The sequence below is a fragment of the Deinococcus multiflagellatus genome (genome assembly GCF_020166415.1).
GTDB classification, from domain to species: Bacteria; Deinococcota; Deinococci; order Deinococcales; family Deinococcaceae; genus Deinococcus; species Deinococcus multiflagellatus.
In genome coordinates this window covers 15458-32909 of sequence record NZ_JAIQXV010000002.1, presented here as the reverse complement: position 1 = coordinate 32909, position 17452 = coordinate 15458, and the positions used below count along the sequence as shown (strand labels likewise).

Genomic DNA, 17452 nt, shown 5'->3' with positions numbered 1-17452 from the left:
GTCGCCGGACAGGGGCGACTGCCGGTGCAAGGCTCTTTCTTCGCTTCTCGCGTTGCCCGGGTCAAGTCCAGCAGTGAGGTCCTGATTGCCGGGGTCGCCCGTCCCATCCTGTCCCCACCACTCTCATGAGAGGACCGCGCTAAAGTGCGGGCCGTGCAGAAAACTGGCCTCTACGCCCTGGCGGGCATCACCCTCTTTGCGCTGGTCTTTGCGTTTGTGCCCACCGGGCGCCGCGACGCGGGGACCGGCGTGACCCTTAGCGGGGTGGAACTGCGCCTGTACCCCTCACGCGATCCGGACGCCGTGTGGAGCTTCCGGGCCGCCAAGGTGGACAGCGATCCCCTGCAAAACCGCACGCGCCTGACGGGCCTGTCGGGGGGCCAGCGTGTGGTCAAGGAGAAGGACGCCAGAGGCCGCTACACCGGCCGCATGACCCTGGACGCCCGGCTGACCACCCCAGACCTGACGATTGACGGCCAGGACAACATGACCACCCGTCAGGCCCGCATCACCCTGGTAAAGGAATGTGCGGATATCGATCTGACCGGGAACGAACAGACTCTGGTGCGGATTGAGGGGGGCCGGGGCTTTTATGCGCCGGTGGCCAAGGTGCGCTCTCCCTTCCTCAACGGCGACTACCAGAAGCTACAGATGGGCTTTGATTTCAACATTGAAGACGTGGACAACGACAACTCTGTCACTTATTCCGACCTCGACACCACCGAGCGCTGCGTCAACGGCCAGCGCGTGAAAGCCTGAAAGGAGTTTCCATGAAAAAGACTGCCTCCCTCCTGACCCTGCTGGCCGTGACTGCCCCCGTGCTGGCCCAGAGCGGCGACGCCGCCAAGCGCCTGATCACCATTCAGGGTGGCCCGCGCGGCGACGTGCGCAATGGACCTTTGACCTTCACCGGCAGCCCCGTGAAGGCGAAGGTGAGCACGCTGAACATCGAAGCCTCGCAGGCTGTCCTGGCCGCCCCCAAGGGCACGCCGCTGATTGAAGCCAAGGGCAAGCGCACCGCCACCTTTACCGGCAACGTGAAGGTGACCCGTGGCCGCCTCACCGCCACCGGCAACGGCCTGAACTACGACGAGAGCACCGGCCAGGGCGTGCTGGACGGCAACGCCAGCGCCACCTTCGTGCCGGAGAAGAAGGAAGACGGCGACACCGTGACCATCAAGGCGCCCAAGATGAGCCTGGACGTGGACAACAACGTGTCCACCAGCACCGGCGGCGTGACCCTGTCCACCGGCACCCAGAGCGGCAAGGCCGACAAGCTGGTGTTCGACGAGGACCGCGAGGTGGCCCAGCTGACCGGCACCCCCAGCCTCACCCGCGCGGCCAAGGGCAACCAGAAGGAACTGGTAATCACCGGCCAGGAAGTGCGCGCGCTGACCAAAACCAAGACCCTGTACGTGCGCGGCGGCGTGAAACTGGTGCAGGGCACCACCACCACCACCGGCGACGCCGTGTACTACGACGACAAGAAGAACGTGGCCTACGTGGTGGGCAACGCGGTGAGCGTGGACAGCAAGAGCAAGGCCACGGTGAAGGCCCCCGCCAGCGGTTACCTGGAACAGCGCACCGACCTGGCCCGCGTGCGCGCGCTGAACTCGGCGTACAAGATCCCCACCGAACAGTTCAAGCTGACTGGCGAGAAGTAACTTCAGTCGCTCCCCTGCCCTCCCGGCTCCTCCGTGCCGGGGGGATTTTTGCGGTATGGACATGGCCAGAAGGCGGCGCCGACACGCAAAGTCTCATGCAGGGAGCCGCTAGACTGCGCGCAATGAGCAAAGCGGGCTGGACATGGACAGGGCGGGCCACGCTGGCCCTGCTGCTGGGGCTGGGGGCAGGCATGGTGTGGGCGCAGCAGGCGCCGGGCACGCCGCCGCCCGCCACCCAGTCCACCCCACAAGTGCCCCCGGAAGACTTGGCGCCGCAGGAGCCAGGAGCAGAGCAGTCCAGCACAGAGCTGGTGCGCCGCAGTGAAAAGGACGGCAAGGAGCGGCGCATCCTCATTGTCAAAACCGGGACCCGGGATGACACCGGGGTGTTCACGTTCTGCCAGCCCACCGAGAGCGACCCCGAAGACGCTCCCACCCTGGCCGTGTTCAGCGAGACGGACGTAGGCGGAGTGCGCATCACCATTGACAAGAATGTCATTCAGGTGCCCCTGGCGCTGGTCACGCAGTTGCCGCCCAAAGGGGACGAGGAAGGCAGCGACGGCCGGGTGGAAGCCAGCGCCGGCACCGCCCGCTTTCTGGACGAAGCCCCGCCCGGCAAGACTGACCGCCTAAGCCGCTGCGGCGTGGAGACCAGCCCCAAACCCGCTCCCAACACGGTGCTGGTGACCCAGGGCCGCACCGAACTGAAAGGACAGAAACTGGTGTACGACAGCACCGACGGCATTGCCCGTATTGACGGGCCCATCACCTTTCAGCGCCGCAGCGACAAGGACGCCCTGAGCGGCCAGAGCGAACGCATTGAGGTCAGCGTGGACGAGGAGAAAACCACGCTGGTGGGCAACGTGGTGCTGAATTCTGAAGGTGGGCGCATCAGCAAGGCCGCGCGGGTGGAGTACGACGACACGCGCAACGTGGCCCGCCTGTACGGCACCCCAGAGCAGCCCGCCGAGAGCGTCAAGGGCCAGGACGTGCTGCGCGCCGGCACCATCCTGTACGACCTGGACCGCAACGAGGTGCGCGCCGTGAAGGCCGAGGGCGGCACCATTACGGGCGAGTTTGTGGACGCTGAACCCGCCCCGGGGACGGCCGCGCCAGCCCCAGTGACCCCGCCCGGCACTGGCCGTTAGAAGCACCCAAGTAGAGAGCCCGGCCCAGAACGGGGGCCGGGCTCTCCCCTACCCCTCCAGGGACGCCCCTGCCTCGCGCAGAATGTCGGCGCTGCGCCCCAGGGCGGCGCGTTCTTCTTCGGTCAGGGCGGGCACAATCGTGTCCAGCACGCCAGCGCGGCCCAGCACGCGCGGCAGGCTGAGGCTGGTGCCGAATTCAGGGGTGGGCGCGCTGACGGTCAGCACGGCGCGGCGGTCATCCAGAATGCGCTCGGCAATGCGGGCCAGCGCCGCGCCAATGCCGTAATAGGTGGCGCGCTTGCCCGCAATGATCTGCCCGGCGGCGCCGCGCGTGTCTGCCTCAATCTGCGTGCGAATTTCTGGGGTCCAGGGCAGGCCGCGCGCCGCCATGAAGTCGGCCACGGGCAGCCCGGCCACAGTGGCGGTGCTCCAGGCCACGACGGCGCTGTCGCCGTGCTCGCCCAGCACGTAGCCGTGCACATGGGTGGGGTCCACACCCGCGCGCTCGGCCACCAGATGCCGGAAGCGGGCGCTGTCGAGCACCGTGCCCGAGCCGATCACCGGCTGCCCGGGGGCCAGTTCGGCGCTCAGGCCAGTCAGCACGTCCACCGGGTTGGTGGCGATCAGCAGCGTGGCCTCCGGCGCGGCGCGCGTCACCTGTGGAATCAGGTCGCGGAAGATGGCCGCGTTTTTCTGCAGCAGGTCCAGGCGGGATTCGCCGGGCTTCTGGTTGGCCCCGGCCGCCACGATCACCACCGCGCTGCCCTGCAGGTCGCCGGGCGCGCCACTGGTCACCCGGGCGCCGTGGCTCACCGGCGCGGCGTGGGCCACGTCCTGCGCCTCGGCGCGGGCGCGGTCCTCGTCCATATCGGTCAGCACCAGTTCGCTGCACGACCCGCGCAGGGTCAGGGCGTAGGCGGCGGTGGCGCCCACCAGCCCGGCGCCCACAATGCCCACCTTCACGCCGCGCCCCCGCGCACGGTCAGCACCGGCACGGCGCTGCGGCCCACGATCTTTTCGGCGGTGCTGCCCAGGAAAAAGTGCTCCAGCGCGCTCTGGGCGTGGGTGCCCACCACGATCAGGTCCGCGCCCCAGCGCCGGGCGCTGTCCAGCAGGCCCGTGACCGGGTCGCCCACCAGCACCGCCAGTTCCTCGCCGTCCTGCACCAGGGCCTGCAGGCGCTGGGCATCGGCCTGCTCCATGGTGTGCAGCAGCGCCGGGTCGGTCAGGGAAGGGGTCACGCCGCCCATCAGGTCCGGGGCGGCTGTCACGCGGGCGTCGGTGACGTGCACCAGCAGGCGCTGGGCGGCCGGAAAATGGCTGCGGGCCAGCCGCAGGGCCGCCTGAGAGGACGCCGAGAAATCCACGCCCACCAGAATCCGCCCAAAGCCGTCTGGGGCGCCGGGCACGGAGCTGCCGGAATGCTGGGTCATGCCTCAGACCGTACCCAATCCCGCCGCGCGGCGCCAGGAGGGTAAAGGGCAGGTAAAGCGTGCCGCACGGCCCCGCGCCCCTACACTGCCCTATGAACCTTCAGAGCTTCGGGGCGGCGCAGACGGTCACGGGCAGCATGCACCTGCTCACGCTGGGCGGGCGGCAGCTGCTGATTGACTGCGGGCTGTTTCAGGGGGGCGACGACCTAGAGGCGCGCAACCGCGAGGATTTTCCCTTTGACGTGGCCGGGCTGGACGCGGTGATCCTGACCCACGCCCACCTGGACCATGTGGGCCGCCTGCCACTGCTGGTGCAGCGCGGCTACCGGGGCCCGGTGTACTGCACCGCCCCCACCGCCGCGCTGGCCGAAACGGTGCTGCTGGACAGCGCCCGCCTGCAGGTGGACGGCTACCGCCATGACCTGCGCCGCGCCCGGCGCCAGGGCCACGCCGACGACACCGTGCTTCCGCCGCTGTACGAGGAAGCGGACGTGCACCGCGCGCTGGCCCTGCTGCGCCCCAGCCTAGACTTTGGCGACACCCAGCGCATTGCGGGCGTGCGCGTGACCCCGGAGCGCGCCGGGCACATTCTGGGCAGCGCCTACCTGCTGCTGGAGGGCAGTGAGGGTCGCCTGATCATGAGCGGCGACCTGGGCAACCGCGAAAGCGGCCTGCAGCTGGACTTCACCCCGCCCCCCCAGGCCGACGCTGTGGTGATTGAATCCACCTATGCCAACCGCACCCACCGCGCCTGGCCGGACACCCTGGCCGAATTCAGCGCGGCCCTGCGCGACAGCGTGCGCCAGGGCGGCAAGATCCTGATTCCCAGCTTTGCCATTGAGCGCACCCAGACCATCCTGCACACCCTGAAGACCCTGATGGACGCGGGCGAGGTGCCGCGCATGCCGGTGTTTCTGGATTCCCCGATGGCGGCGCGCGCCACCCACGAGTATTTCGAGTTCGGCGACGAACTAATTCCCGAGGTCCGTGACGCCCTGCAGGCCGGCGAGGACCCCTTCCGGCCGAACACCCTGCATGTGGTGAACACCAGCGCCGAATCCCAGCGCATCAACCGCTACGACGGCCCGGCGATCATTCTGGCGGGCAACGGCATGATGACGGGCGGGCGCATTCAGCACCACCTCAAACACCACCTCTGGAAGCCGGGGACCAGCCTGATTATCGTGTCCTACCAGTCGCCGGGCAGCCTGGGCGGGCGGATCGTGGCGGGCGCCGACACGGTGCGGATCATGGGCGAGGAGGTGGCGGTGCGCGCACAGGTGCACACCATCGGCGGCTTTTCCGCCCACGCCGACCAAGACGACCTGCTGGCCTTCTTACAGAGCGCGGGCCAGCCGCATGTGTGGCTGGTGCACGGCGAAGACGAGGTCATGGCAGCCTTCCTGCCGGTGCTGGCCGCCCAGGGCCTGAAGGGCGACATTGTGCCCGACCGCCAGCCGGTGGACCTGCTGGGCCCCGGGTTTCCGAACGGCACCCCCCCGGGGTTCGCGGCGCAGCCCGACACCGGCCGCGACGTGGTGGCCGGGGGCGAGTAGGCTGGAGGACCCCAGAACTGGCCCGAGCCAATACCCTTCCTGGCTCTGAGGCGAACGAAGGGAGTGTGCGAAAGAGCTAGCGGCGCGGTCGGGGCCTTCCCAATGGCCCCGGCTTGCTTCCTCGCGGCGGACAGGTGATCCGAAGTCGGGTTGAACAGGTGCGAAAATTGTTCAACCCGAGCAGAGTAGGGAGAAAAAAACGGTGGCCGGGAAAGGAGAGATCGAATCGGCGGTGTCGCGGTTCAATCCTGGATTGAACGGGCACCGTATGAGCTCACTCGCCCGCCGCGCCGCCTCCCCTCTTGCCCGAGGCCGCACACCTCCACTCCCTCTTGCCGCTAATCCGCTGGGGTTTCCTGAAGGCCGGCCAGGGGGTCGGGCTGGGCGCGCAGCAGCTGGATAAACACAGCCACGATCACCGGGTCAAACTGGTGGCCGGCCTGGGCCTGCAACTCCAGAATGGCCGCTTCAGGGGGCCACGCGGCCTTGTACACGCGGTGGCTGGTCAGGGCGTCGTAGGTGTCCACGACGCTGAACACCCGGGCCACCAGCGGAATGGCGGCGCCGGCAAGGCCGTCGGGGTAGCCGCGCCCGTCCCAGCGCTCGTGGTGGTGGCGAATCACGGCGCGCGCCAGCGGGTGCAGGGTGGCGATGCTGCGCGTCAGCCCATCGCCCACGGCCGCGTGCTCCTGCATCACCCGCCACTCGTCGGGGTCCAGAGGCCCGGGCTTCAGCAGAATGCGGTCGGGCACCGCCAGCTTGCCAATGTCGTGCAGGTAGGCGCCCTGACGCAGGCCTTCCAGTTCCTCGGGGCCCAGGCCCAGGGCCGCGCCCAGGGCCAGCGCCTGCCTCACCACCCGGCGGGTATGCCCGGCAGTCTCGAAATCCCGCAGTTCCAGGGCCAGCCCCAGGGTCAGCAGGGCGCCTTCCTGGGTGGCTTCCAGGGCCGCCAGGTGCGCGCGGCGCTCCAGCGCCTGCCCGATCAGCTCGGCGGCGCGGTCCAGCAGGGGGCGGGCGGCGTGGGGCAGGGGCCGCGCCGGGCGCCACAACAGGCCCACCTGCCCCACCACCAGCCCGTCTTGCTGCACAGGCGCGGTCATCTGGCCGTCCGGGGCCAGCACCTGGGGCGCGCCCAGCGCCGCCAGCAGGCCGGGCGAGGCGTGACCGTCAGTCACCACCGGCTGGCCGTCGATGTCCAGAAAGGCGGCCACCTCGGCGCCCAGGAAGCTGCGGCATTCGGCCAGAATGCGCCGCGCCACCTGCGCCGGGTCGGTGAGGGTGGCCGTCAGGTGCGACAGGTCGCTGAGCTTCTGAAACTCTTCGGCGCGCCGCCGCAGGGCCTCCACCCCTTCCAGGCGCTCCAGGGTCGTGGTGCCAATGGCGGCAATACCGCCCAGCAGCTGCGCGTCCAGCTCACTGAAGGGCGGGTGCGGGCGGCTGACCACTAGGGCCGCCAGGGGCTCGCCGTTGGCCCGCCACAGCGGCGCGGCCATCACGGCGGGGGCCGGCTCCTGGGCTGCCGCGCTCTGGGCCGCCGGATTCGAGGCTGGCTCCTCTGGGGGCGGCCAGCGCATCACGGTGCGGGTGGCCAGGGCCTGCCGGGCCAGGGCTTCGTCCTGGGGCCGGGGCAGCGGGGGCTGATTCTGGGCCGGGCACCACAGCGTGGCCTGGGCGGTGCCCAGCAGCGCCGCCGCCTGCTGCGCCAGCACCCCCTGCGCCTGCGCCGAGTGGGCCACCTCGCGCAGGGCCGCTGTCACGCTCAGCAGGCCTTCCAGTTCGCGGCGGCGGGCGGCTTCCTGGGCCTGGCGCCGCTGCGCGGCCAGCAGGGCGGCAATCTGGGTGGCAAAAGCCTCGGCAATATCGGCGCTGCGGGCCGAAAACGCCGCGTGGTTCTGCAGGTTGTCCAGATTCAGGTAGGCCACCACCTCGCCCCCCTGCACCACCGGCACGCAGACGTTGGCCTGAATATGGGTCAGTTCGCCGTGGGTTTCAAAGGCAGGCCGGGCGCGGGTCCATTCCTCGTTGGCCGCCGCCGCCCGCAGGCGCTGGCTGATCTCGCGGCGGGTCAGCACCCGCGCGCGGCTGACCTGGGGGGCACTGGCCGCGCCGTACCACACGTGCGCGGCGGCGGCCGGCTGGCGCACCCCCACCAGCGCGCTGGAAAAGCCCACCTGCGCCTGCAGCACGAAGCTGTCCCCCTCGCGCAGCGATAGCGACCCGCTTTCAGCCCCGGGCACAGCCGCCACGGCAGCTTCCAGCAGCGGCGCCCACACGTTCTGCTCGGGGCGGGTGTCGTGGGCCAGCAGCGCCAGGGTGGCGCGCAGCGCGCCAAAGGTCACCTCGCCCGCCAGTTCCAGCGCCCGGTCGTCGGGCGGGGCGCCGGTCAGGTTGCCCAGGCCCTGGTCGGCGCGGCGCGCGGCCTTTTCGTGCAGCATGCGCTGATCGGCCAAGCGGGCCAGGGTGCTGGGGGTGGTGGCCTCGGCGGGCGCGCGGGCCAGCCCTGCGGCGCAGCTCAGCTCGGCAAAGCCCTGGGCCTGCACGGCGCGCTCGGCGGCGCGCACGCACTCGCGCAGGGAGCCCGGGGCCGGGCCGGGCTGCAGCAGCGCGAACTCGTCGCCGCCCAGCCGGTACACGGTGGCCGCCGCGCAGTGCGCCTGCAGCGCCGCGCCCAGCGCCCGCAGCAGCGTGTCACCCGCCGCGTGGCCGTGCACGTCGTTCCAGGCCTTGAATGCGTTCACGTCCAGCAGCAGCAGCGAGACCCCGTCGCCTGGGGCCAGCTGGGCCAGGTAAGCCTCCAGATCGGCGTCGAAAGCCCGGCGGTTGCGCAGGCCCGTGACCGGGTCCTCCAGCGCCAGCCGCGCCAGGGTCTGGGTGTGCAGGTCCGCCTGGGGCGACAGGGCCGCGCTCACGTCCTGAATGGCCTGGACCCGGCGCCGCCGGTCGGTGATGTCGCGGCCCAGCCCCACCACGCCTTCCACCGCGCCGCCCTCCACTGCCCCGCCACCCTCCACCACCGGCACCGTGGTGAGCTGGTAGATGTGGGGGCCGCCCGCCCGCTGCACCTCGCGCTCGGTGACCTCGGGAACGCGGGTGGTCATCACGCGCTGTTCCAGGGCCCGCAGCTCGGCGCTGGCCTGCGGGCCAAACAGCGTCTCGTCAGTCTGGCCCAGCAGGCGTGCCGGGGCCAGCCCCAGCAGGGCACTGGCGGCCGGGTTGACCCACAGGTAGCGACCAGCGCGGTCCTTGACATACGCCGCGTCCGAGGTGTGTTCGGCCAGCGCCTGCAGCGCGGGTTCGGGGACCGCCGGCGATGCGCGGCCCAGTTCATGCACCAGCAGGGCCCCCAGGTCAGCCAGGGCCGCCCGGGTGTCGTCGTCCAGGGGCGGGCCTGGGGTAGAGGCCGCGCCGTACAGCACCGCCAGCGGCTGGCCGTCGTCCTGGCGCAGCAGCAGGCCCACGAAAAAACGCGGTTCATCTGCCCGAAGCGCCGCTGGCGGGTGCAGGGCCGGGCCGGGGTACACCAGGGGCCCCTGGTCCGGGCTCAGCCACGTTTGCAGGCACAGCCAGTCCAGCCGTGTGCGCGGCGCGGCGCCGGCCGCGTCGGCACGCGGGGCCCAGAGCGCGGCGGCCGGCACCCCCAGCAGCCGCGCACCCAGCTTCAGCAGCCGGGACACGGCGGCGTGGGCCTGGGGCGGCAGCTTGAACGCGCTGGGTTCCTGCGACATGACCCTCCAGAAAACAGTGTGTGGCGCGGCCCGCTGAGAGGCCGGGCGGCCACCCCGCCAGGGAAGGGATGGGCTGCAGCGGCGGACCAGCCTTCAGCCGTGGGGTGCTGCCAGAGTATGTGAAAACGCGGCGGTTGTGGGGGAGTGCCCGGCGCGCCCCCCCAGCGGGCGGGCCCAGGCGGTGGGGGCGGCCACCCCTGCCCTTCCCCTCATGCCCAGCCGCTAAGCTGTGGGGGCCCATGACACGCCTGTTCCTGCTGGCTCCCCTCGCCCTTCTGGCCCTCACCGCCTGCGGTTCCAAGACCATCGAAGGCGTGCAGACCTTCAAGTACAACGGCGGCGACCACCGCACCGGCTCGCTGGTCTACGCCGAAAGCCCCCCGGTGGGCGGCGCCCACAACGCCAGCTGGCAGAACTGCGGCGTGTACGACCGCCCGCTGTACAACGAATACGCGGTTCACAGCATGGAGCACGGCGCCGTGTGGCTCACCTACCGCCCCGACCTGGACCAGGCCCAGGTGGATCAGCTGAAAAAGCTGGTGGAGGGCCGCTCGTACACCCTGCTCAGCCCCTACGAGGGCCTGGACAAGCCGGTCGCCATCAGCGCCTGGGGCGCCCAGCTGAAGGTGGACAAGGCCGACGACAGCCGCCTGAAGGCCTTCCTCGACAAATACGAGCAGGGCGCCACCGCGCCGGAACGCGGCGCCTCGTGCAGCGGGGCGTACGGCGAAACGCAGTAAGGCTGTGGGCTCTGGGCCATGAGCCATGGGGCAACCCCCCAGAGCCCACGGCTCAGAGTCAGACAGGAAAGCCCCCCGGCATTGCACCGGGGGGCTTTCTCTCGCTCGCTTACGCGCCGGGTTGCGTGGCGCCCTTGCTCATGGGGACGGGCATGTTGGGCTCGTCGGTTTCGGGCTTGGGCAGCAGCAGCAGGTCCAGCACCTGGCCCACGCGCTCGAAGGTGTGAATGCGCAGGTCGCCGCGAATGCTCTCGGGCACCTCCTGCAGATGCGGCTCGTTGTCCTTGGGAATGATGACCTCGCGGATCCCGCCCTGGTGCGCAGCCAGCAGCTTTTCCTTCACGCCGCCGATGGGCAGCACGCGCCCGCGCAGGCTGATCTCGCCGGTCATCGCCACGTCCAGGCGCACCGGGCGGCCGGTCACGGCGCTGATCACAGCGGTGGCAATGGTGATCCCCGCGCTGGGGCCGTCTTTGGGGGTGGCGCCGTCGGGGAAGTGCACATGCAGGTCCAGAGTCTTGTGGAACTCGGGGTCGGCGCCGTACAGGTGGGCGTTGGCGCGCAGGTAGGCCACGGCCGCCGCCACGCTTTCCTTCATCACGTCGCCCAGGCTGCCCGTCATGTTGATCTTGCCGGTGCCGGGGGTCGCCAGGGCTTCCACCAGCAGCATGGTGCCGCCCACGCTGGTCCAGGCCAGCCCCTGGGCCACGCCCACCTGGGGCTCTTTCTCCATCTTGTCGGGGCGGTGCATGGGCACGCCCAGGTAATCGGGAATCTGCGCGGCGTCCAGCACCTTCACGCCGTCCCAGGGCTGTTCCAGCAGTTCACGGGCCGCCTTGCGCGCCAGCTTGCTGATCTGCCGGTCCAGATTGCGCACGCCGCTCTCGGCGGTGTACTCCTCCACGATGCGGTTCAGGGCGGCGTCGGTGATTTCCAGCTTGCCGGTCAGGCCGTGCGACTTGATTTGGCGGGGCACGCGGTAGCGCTTGGCAATTTCCACCTTCTCGGGCTGGGTGTAGCCAGGAATCTGGATGATTTCCATGCGGTCCAGCAGCGGGCGGGGAATGGTCTGCAGGCTATTGGCCGTCGTGATGAACATCACCTGCGACAGGTCGTAGGGCACTTCCAGGTAGTGGTCCTGGAAGGTGTGGTTCTGCTCGGGGTCCAGCACTTCCAGCATGGCGCTGCTGGGGTCACCGCGCCAGTCGCTGCTCATCTTGTCGATTTCGTCCAGCAGCACCACCGGGTTGGTCACGCCCGCCGTCTTCATCGCCTGGATGATGCGCCCAGGCATCGAGCCAATGTAGGTGCGGCGGTGGCCGCGAATCTCGGCCTCGTCGCGCACGCCGCCCAGGGCCATGCGCACGAACTTGCGGTTGAGAGAACGCGCGATGCTCTTGCCCAGCGAGGTCTTGCCCACCCCGGGAGGGCCCACCAGCACCAGAATCGGCGCGCGCAGTTCGGCGTCGTCGGTGCGCTCCTCGGCCGCGCGCTCCTTGCGGGCGTCCTCGGTCTCGCCGGGGGTGTGGGTCAACTGCCGCACCGCCAGGAACTCCAGAATGCGGTCTTTCACATCGCCCAGGGCGTAGTGGTCGGCGTCCAGAATCTCGCGGGTGCGGCCAATGTCGAGGATTTCCTCGTCGCGCTTGTTCCAGGGCACGTCCACCAGCCAGTCAATGTAGTTGCGCACGACCGTGCTTTCGGGGCTGCCGCCGGGGGTGCGCTCCAGGCGCTGCAGTTCCTTCAGCGCTTTTTCCTTGACGCTGTCGGGCATGCCGGCCGCTTCAATCTTCTCGCGCAGGGCCTCGACCTCGGCGGGGCCGTCCTCGCCGCCGCCCAGTTCCTTGCCAATGGCCTTCATCTGCTCGCGCAGGTAGTACTCGCGCTGGTTGGCGTCCATCTGCTCCTTGACGCGCCCGGCGATCTTCTTGTCCATGTTGAAGCGCTCGGTGTCGCGCGAGAGCAGCTTCAGCACGCCCTCCAGGCGGGGGCGCAGTTCCACGGCGTTCAGGATCTCCTGCTTCTCTTCCGGGGTCCAGGTGGCGTGGTGCGTGACCTGATCGCTCAGCGCGCCCGCGTCGGTCAGGGCCTTGATGCCCTCGAGCTGGTAGTTGTCCAGGCGCAGGTTCTTGTTCTGGCGCTGGTACTCCTCAAAGGCGGCCTTCACCTCGCCGGCCAGCACGGCGACTTCGCGGCTGCCGTCGGCGGCGGTGGGCTGGGTCTCCGCGCGCACGCGCATGTAGCTCGACGGCACCTCGTCCAGCACGGCGGCGCGCTCCTGGGCCTCGACCAGCACCTGATAGGTGTTGTCGGGCATGCGCACGACCTGCTTGATCACGGCCAGCACGCCCATGTCGTGCAGTTCGGCGCGGGTGGGGTCATCGGTACGGGCGTCACGCTGGGTCAGCAGCAGCACGCGGCGATCACTGGCCTGGGCCTCGTCCACGGCCCGCTTGCTTTTGGGGCGCCCCACGTCCACGTTCATGGTGACGCCGGGCAGGATCACTATGTTTCTCAGGGCGACGACGGGTAGTTCCCAGATCATGCTTGCTCCTTGGGTCGCGCAGCGCGCGTGAATGGATCAGTGTATCGCGGAGGGAAAAGAAGAAAACACCCCCGCACGGTGTCCCCAGAGTCTAGGGACGGGCGCGGGGGAATGCTGTAAGCTCTGTTGCGTTTACGCAGACTTCTTGAGTCCCTTCGACTCAAGCAAGGTCATGGGGTGGTCAATATGTTCGGCGTCAAAGCGCAGCTCGCGCAGGCCCTCCACCGGCAGTTCGAACAGCAGGTCGGTCATGGCCTTTTCCAGTACCGCGCGCAGGCCACGGGCGCCCGTCTTGCGCTCGCGGGCGCGGCGGGCCACCTCCTGCAGGGCGGCGTCGGTAAAGCTCAGGTCCACGTCCTGAAAGCCAAACAGCGCCTGATACTGCGAGACAATCGCACCCTGCGGCTCGGTGAGGATGCGCACCAGCGCCCCTTCGTCGAGGTCCTGCAGCTGCACCACCAGCGGCAGGCGGCCCACGAACTCGGGAATCAGGCCGAACTTCACGAGGTCCTCGGGCAGGAAGCGCAGTTCTTCCTTCTCGTCGCCCTTGTGCTCGGCACCGAAGCCCACCGCGCGCACGTTGGTGCGGCTGCGGCCAATGTCGGCAATGCCGTCGAAGGCGCCGCCCACGATGAACAGGATGTTCTTGGTGTTCACCTGCACCAGTTCCTGCTGCGGGTGCTTGCGGCCCCCCTGCGGCGGCACCTGCGCCACCGTGCCCTCAATGATCTTCAGCAGCGCCTGCTGCACGCCCTCACCGGAGACGTCGCGGGTGATGCTGGTGCCCTCGCTCTTGCGGGCAATCTTGTCAATCTCGTCGATGTAGATAATCCCGCGCTCGGCCGCTGCCACGTCGTACTCGGCGGCCTGCAGCAGGCGCACGATCACGTTTTCCACGTCGTCGCCCACGTAGCCGGCTTCGGTGAGGGTGGTGGCGTCGGCGATGGCGAAGGGCACTTCCAGCATCTCCGCGAGGCTGGAGGCCAGCAGCGTCTTGCCGGTGCCGGTGGGGCCAATGAGCAGGATGTTGCTCTTCTGCAGGTTCACGTCAGGGTGGGCGAGGCGCTGGTAGTGGCTGACCACGGCCACGGCGAGGGCCTTTTTGGCCTCGTCCTGCCCAATCACGAACTCATCGAGGTAGGCCTTGATTTCCTTGGGCGTGGGCAGTTCGGTGAGGTTGAATTCCCCGCCGGACTTCTTGTTCTGCTTGACCAGTTCGTGCGCCCGTTCGGTGCACTCGTTGCAGATAAACGCCGCGCGCCCCGGCGCTTCAATCAGCTGGGCAATCTGCGGATGTTGCCGCCCGCAAAACGAGCAGCGGTCTCCTCCGGTTTTGGTCATTGCACGCCTCCCAGTTCGCGGGTGTTTTCAATGACGGAATCAATCAGGCCGTACTTCTGGGCCTCTTCGGGCGACATGAAGTAGTCGCGTTCCATGTCGCGCAGCAGCTTGTCGTGCGGCAGGTCGGTGTGCTTGTGGTAGATGCTCACCAGCTTGTCGCGCAGGTGCAGCACTTCCTTGGCCTGCACTTCCAGGTCCGGGGTGTTGCCCCGGAAGCCTGCTGACCCCTGGTGAATCATGATGCGGCTGTTGGGCAGGGCCATGCGCTTGCCCTTGTCGCCGGCCATCAGCAGCACGCTGCCCATGCTCATGGCGATGCCCACGCAGATGGTGGACACGGGCGCCTTGATGTAGCGCATGGTGTCGTAAATCGCCAGGCCCGCGTAGACCTCGCCGCCGGGGCAGTTGATGTACATCTGAATTTCCTGCTCGGGGTTCTGCGAGTCCAGCAGCAGCAGCTGCGCCACGATGGTGTTGGCCATCTGGGACTCGATCGGCGTGCCCACGAAAATAATCCGGTCCTTCAGGAGCCGCGAGTAGATGTCGTACATCCGCTCGCCGCGCCCGGTCTGCTCGATCACGTAGGGAATCACGCTCATGGGGGCGATTATCGCACGCGATGGAAAAAGTAAAGTGTCAGTGTGGGGGGTCAAGGTGGGAAAGCGCCGGACGACACGCGCGCCCGGGACGCGCTGCTGGCCCGGCTGGCGGCACAGGCGAGAGGGTGGGGGTTTGAGGGAGGAGAAGCGGGGACCTGGGGCCCAGTCTTCCAGCGACGGGTGGGGTACGGGACTCAAGCTCTCGAATACCACGTCAGCCAGCGTCAGAACGGCTGCTTTTTCAACGTTCTGGGCCGCATGACCTTTCATGTGGTTCACGGCGGCGAGCATCTTGAGCTGGGTTTCCGCAGTGTGCCGCACCGTTTAGACCCCGCCCAGCCCGACAGGTGGCTTCTGCCTGCAAAAGCCACAGAAACCAAGATTGACCGTGTGGCCACAGAACTAGAGGCGAGTTGCCGTCAAGCCCTGCTCCCGTTTCTCAACCGTGTCGGCACGCCAGCAGGCCTCCTGGCTTTCATGGCTGAGGACTATCAGCCACTGATGCTGGTCTCGCCCAGCTTGTTTCTTCCCTTTCGCCGCGCTGCCCTCGTCCTTGAAGCGCTGCTGCCTCTAGCCGAACGGGCACCGGCCCTGGCACAGCTGGGCGCCGCCGAAGAGGCCTTCCGCGCCCGCTGGGAAGCGCGCCAGGCCTGAACCCTTCGCGCGGGCTTACGCAAGGGTTTATCTGAGGCCGGGCGAGCGCGGGGCCGCAGTACGCTAAGGCCCTCAATTCATTCCCAGGAGGTCAGCCATGCACGCAGACGACACCGCCAAGCGTTCCGAGGTCACCGAAGTGACCGAAACCCGCGACCCCATGACCGGCACCGAGACCCACCACGAGCGCCACGAGGTGCGGCAGGAAGAGCAGCCAGCGCCCCAGCCCGCCGTGACCCAGACCACCACAACCACGACGGTGGTGGAGGAGTAAGCCGGTCGTATTCAGCAAAAGGCGCGCCAGCAACTGTCTGGCGCGCCTTCTCCTTTCTTCCCCTCAGTCCACGATCAGCGGAATCAGCACCGGGTTGCGGCCAGTCACCTTGCGCACGAAGCGGCGCACGGCCCCGTACATGTCGTCGCGCACGTCTTCCAGACGCTTTTTCTCGCGCATGCCCTGGTCCACCGCGTCCAGCGCCACCTTGCGAATCTGGTTGTCCAGCTCGCGGTTGGCGCGCACAAAGCCGCGCGAGACGATTTCCACATGGGGCGTGGGGTGCAGCACCGCCGTCATGATCAGGATGCCTTCCTGGCTCATGTTCACGCGGTCCAGCAGCACGTCGTCGCCAATGTCGCCCACGCCCAGGCCGTCCACGTACACCGCGCCGGCAGGGACTGTGCCCGTCACCTTGAACTCGTCCTGGCCCAGGCGCACGATGTCGCCGTTCTTGGCAATCAGGGTGCGCTTGGGGGGGCGAGGCAGCGTCTGGGCCAGCCGGGCGTGGTTGATCTGGTGGCGTGGCTCGCCGTGCCAGGGCAGGAAGAACTTGGGCCGCGCCAGGTTCAGCACGGTGGCCAGTTCCTCCTGAGACGCGTGCCCCGAGGCGTGCACCTTGTGGGCCGGCGGGTAATACACGTCCACGCCGATCTCGTAGAGGCGGTTGATGACCAGATTCACCGCTTCCTCGTTGCCGGGAATGGGGTTGCTGCTCAGAATCACCGAGTCGCCCCGGCGCAGCGCAATCTTGGCGTGGTTGCCAAAGGCCAGTCGCGGCAGCACGCTCATGGGCTGGCCCTGCGAGCCGGTGCAGATGTACAGCACCTGCTGGTCCTGCAGCGTGCCCACCTCGTCGTTCGTCAGGAAGGGCTCGGGCAGCTCCATGTAGCCCACGCTCTGGGCCACCTGGGCGTATTTCAGGATGCTGCGGCCTTCGAGCACCACGCGGCGGCCCAGGCGGTGGGCAATCTGCACGATGTTCTGCATGCGGTGTACGTTCGAGGCAAAGGTGGACAGGAACACGCGGCCCTTACAGCTGGCGATCAGCTGTTCGAGGTTGCGCGCCACTTCCGCCTCACTCACGCTGCGCCCGGGGCGCTCAGCGTTCGTGGAGTCGGAAATCAGCAGCAGCACGCCGTCTTTGCCCGCCTGCTCAATGCGTGCCAGATCGCTGGGGCGGCCGTCGCTGGGTTCCTCGTCCAGCTTGAAGTCGCCGGTGTGCAGCACCACGCCCGCCGGGGTGGTCAGGATGTACCCGGCGTTATCGGGAATGGAGTGGGTCATGCGCAGGAATTCCACCTGAAAGTGGGTCCCAATGCGCACCTTGTCGCCCATCTGCACTTCGCGCAGGTCGGTGTCCACGTCGCGGATACCGAATTCGCTGAGTTTCTCGCGCACCAGGCCCAGGGTCAGCCCCGCGCCGTACACCGGCACCTTGGGCAGCCGGGGCAGGATGTACGGCAGGCCGCCAATGTGGTCCTCGTGGCCGTGGGTGAGAATCCAGCCCCTAATCAGCCCGGCGTGCTGCTGCAGGTAATCAATGCGGGGGATGATCAGGTCAATGCCCATCTGGTGGCTGTCGGGAAAGGCCAAACCGGCGTCCACCACCATAATTTCGTCGCCGTAGCGGTAGGCGGTGATGTTCTTGCCGATCTCGCCCATGCCGCCCAGCGGAATCACTTCGAGGTGGGGGGCGGGGGGGGCCGAACCCTCGGGGCGGGCCTTGCTGGGGTTGCTCATGAACACTCCGTACGTCCGCGCCTGAAGCCA

14 protein-coding genes are annotated in these 17452 nt (G+C 68.6%); 7 read left to right on the top strand and 7 right to left on the bottom strand.

Annotation, left to right across the window (positions count from 1 at the left end; translation table 11 throughout):
• Positions 1-153: 153 nt before the first annotated feature.
• The 3 genes from K7W41_RS03145 to K7W41_RS03135 all read left to right on the top strand — a co-directional run bounded on the left by K7W41_RS03145 (position 154) and on the right by K7W41_RS03135 (position 2812).
• The gene (locus K7W41_RS03145; RefSeq protein WP_224604628.1) at positions 154-759 is read left to right on the top strand and encodes a hypothetical protein; all 606 of its coding nucleotides are present in this window, start codon (positions 154-156) and stop codon (positions 757-759) included.
• A gap of 11 nt (positions 760-770) precedes the next feature.
• Entirely contained in the window at positions 771-1664 is an 894-nt protein-coding gene (locus tag K7W41_RS03140) for an LptA/OstA family protein (protein WP_224604627.1), read from the top strand.
• Positions 1665-1786: 122 nt separating this feature from the next.
• Positions 1787-2812, top strand: coding sequence for an LptA/OstA family protein (locus K7W41_RS03135; RefSeq protein WP_224604626.1), 1026 nt, complete (start codon positions 1787-1789; stop codon positions 2810-2812).
• Positions 2813-2860: 48 nt separating this feature from the next.
• Here the strand turns inward: K7W41_RS03135 and K7W41_RS03130 are convergent, their stop codons facing one another.
• On the bottom strand, positions 2861-3775 hold the full coding sequence (locus K7W41_RS03130; protein WP_224604624.1) for a lactate/malate family dehydrogenase: 915 nt from the start codon (positions 3773-3775) through the stop codon (positions 2861-2863).
• Positions 3772-4245 (bottom strand): universal stress protein, encoded by a 474-nt coding sequence (locus K7W41_RS03125; RefSeq protein WP_224604622.1) that lies wholly within the window; start codon positions 4243-4245, stop codon positions 3772-3774. Before K7W41_RS03125 ends, K7W41_RS03130 begins: the two co-directional genes overlap by 4 nt.
• Before the next feature lie 92 nt (positions 4246-4337).
• Between K7W41_RS03125 and K7W41_RS03120 the strand changes: the two genes are divergently transcribed.
• Entirely contained in the window at positions 4338-5801 is a 1464-nt protein-coding gene (locus tag K7W41_RS03120) for an MBL fold metallo-hydrolase RNA specificity domain-containing protein (protein WP_224604620.1), read from the top strand.
• A 338-nt stretch (positions 5802-6139) separates the two neighbouring features.
• On the opposite strand, the gene K7W41_RS03115 is transcribed toward K7W41_RS03120, so the two are convergent.
• Positions 6140-9526, bottom strand: a complete 3387-nt coding sequence (locus K7W41_RS03115; RefSeq protein WP_224604618.1) for an HD domain-containing phosphohydrolase — start codon at positions 9524-9526, stop codon at positions 6140-6142.
• A 239-nt stretch (positions 9527-9765) separates the two neighbouring features.
• Between K7W41_RS03115 and K7W41_RS03110 the strand changes: the two genes are divergently transcribed.
• Positions 9766-10266, top strand: coding sequence for a DUF3105 domain-containing protein (locus tag K7W41_RS03110; RefSeq protein ID WP_224604616.1), 501 nt, complete (start codon positions 9766-9768; stop codon positions 10264-10266).
• A 109-nt stretch (positions 10267-10375) separates the two neighbouring features.
• Here K7W41_RS03110 and lon read toward each other — a convergent pair whose 3' ends face one another.
• The 3 genes from lon to clpP form a co-directional block, all read right to left on the bottom strand.
• On the bottom strand, positions 10376-12811 hold the full coding sequence (gene lon, locus K7W41_RS03105) for an endopeptidase La (protein WP_224604615.1): 2436 nt from the start codon (positions 12809-12811) through the stop codon (positions 10376-10378).
• A gap of 132 nt (positions 12812-12943) precedes the next feature.
• Complete coding sequence (clpX, locus tag K7W41_RS03100; RefSeq protein ID WP_221091111.1) at positions 12944-14152, bottom strand: ATP-dependent Clp protease ATP-binding subunit ClpX; 1209 nt, start codon at positions 14150-14152, stop codon at positions 12944-12946.
• The gene (clpP, locus tag K7W41_RS03095; RefSeq protein WP_224604614.1) at positions 14149-14751 is read right to left on the bottom strand and encodes an ATP-dependent Clp protease proteolytic subunit; all 603 of its coding nucleotides are present in this window, start codon (positions 14749-14751) and stop codon (positions 14149-14151) included. Before clpP ends, clpX begins: the two co-directional genes overlap by 4 nt.
• Before the next feature lie 258 nt (positions 14752-15009).
• On the opposite strand from clpP, the gene K7W41_RS03090 reads away from it, so the two are divergent.
• Positions 15010-15405 (top strand): hypothetical protein, encoded by a 396-nt coding sequence (locus K7W41_RS03090; protein WP_224604613.1) that lies wholly within the window; start codon positions 15010-15012, stop codon positions 15403-15405.
• 97 nt (positions 15406-15502) lie between these two features.
• On the top strand, positions 15503-15679 hold the full coding sequence (locus tag K7W41_RS03085) for a hypothetical protein (protein ID WP_224604612.1): 177 nt from the start codon (positions 15503-15505) through the stop codon (positions 15677-15679).
• A 63-nt stretch (positions 15680-15742) separates the two neighbouring features.
• On the opposite strand, the gene K7W41_RS03080 is transcribed toward K7W41_RS03085, so the two are convergent.
• A complete protein-coding gene (locus K7W41_RS03080; RefSeq protein ID WP_224604611.1) occupies positions 15743-17422 on the bottom strand; it encodes a ribonuclease J in 1680 nt (559 codons plus the stop codon).
• Positions 17423-17452 lie beyond the last annotated feature (30 nt).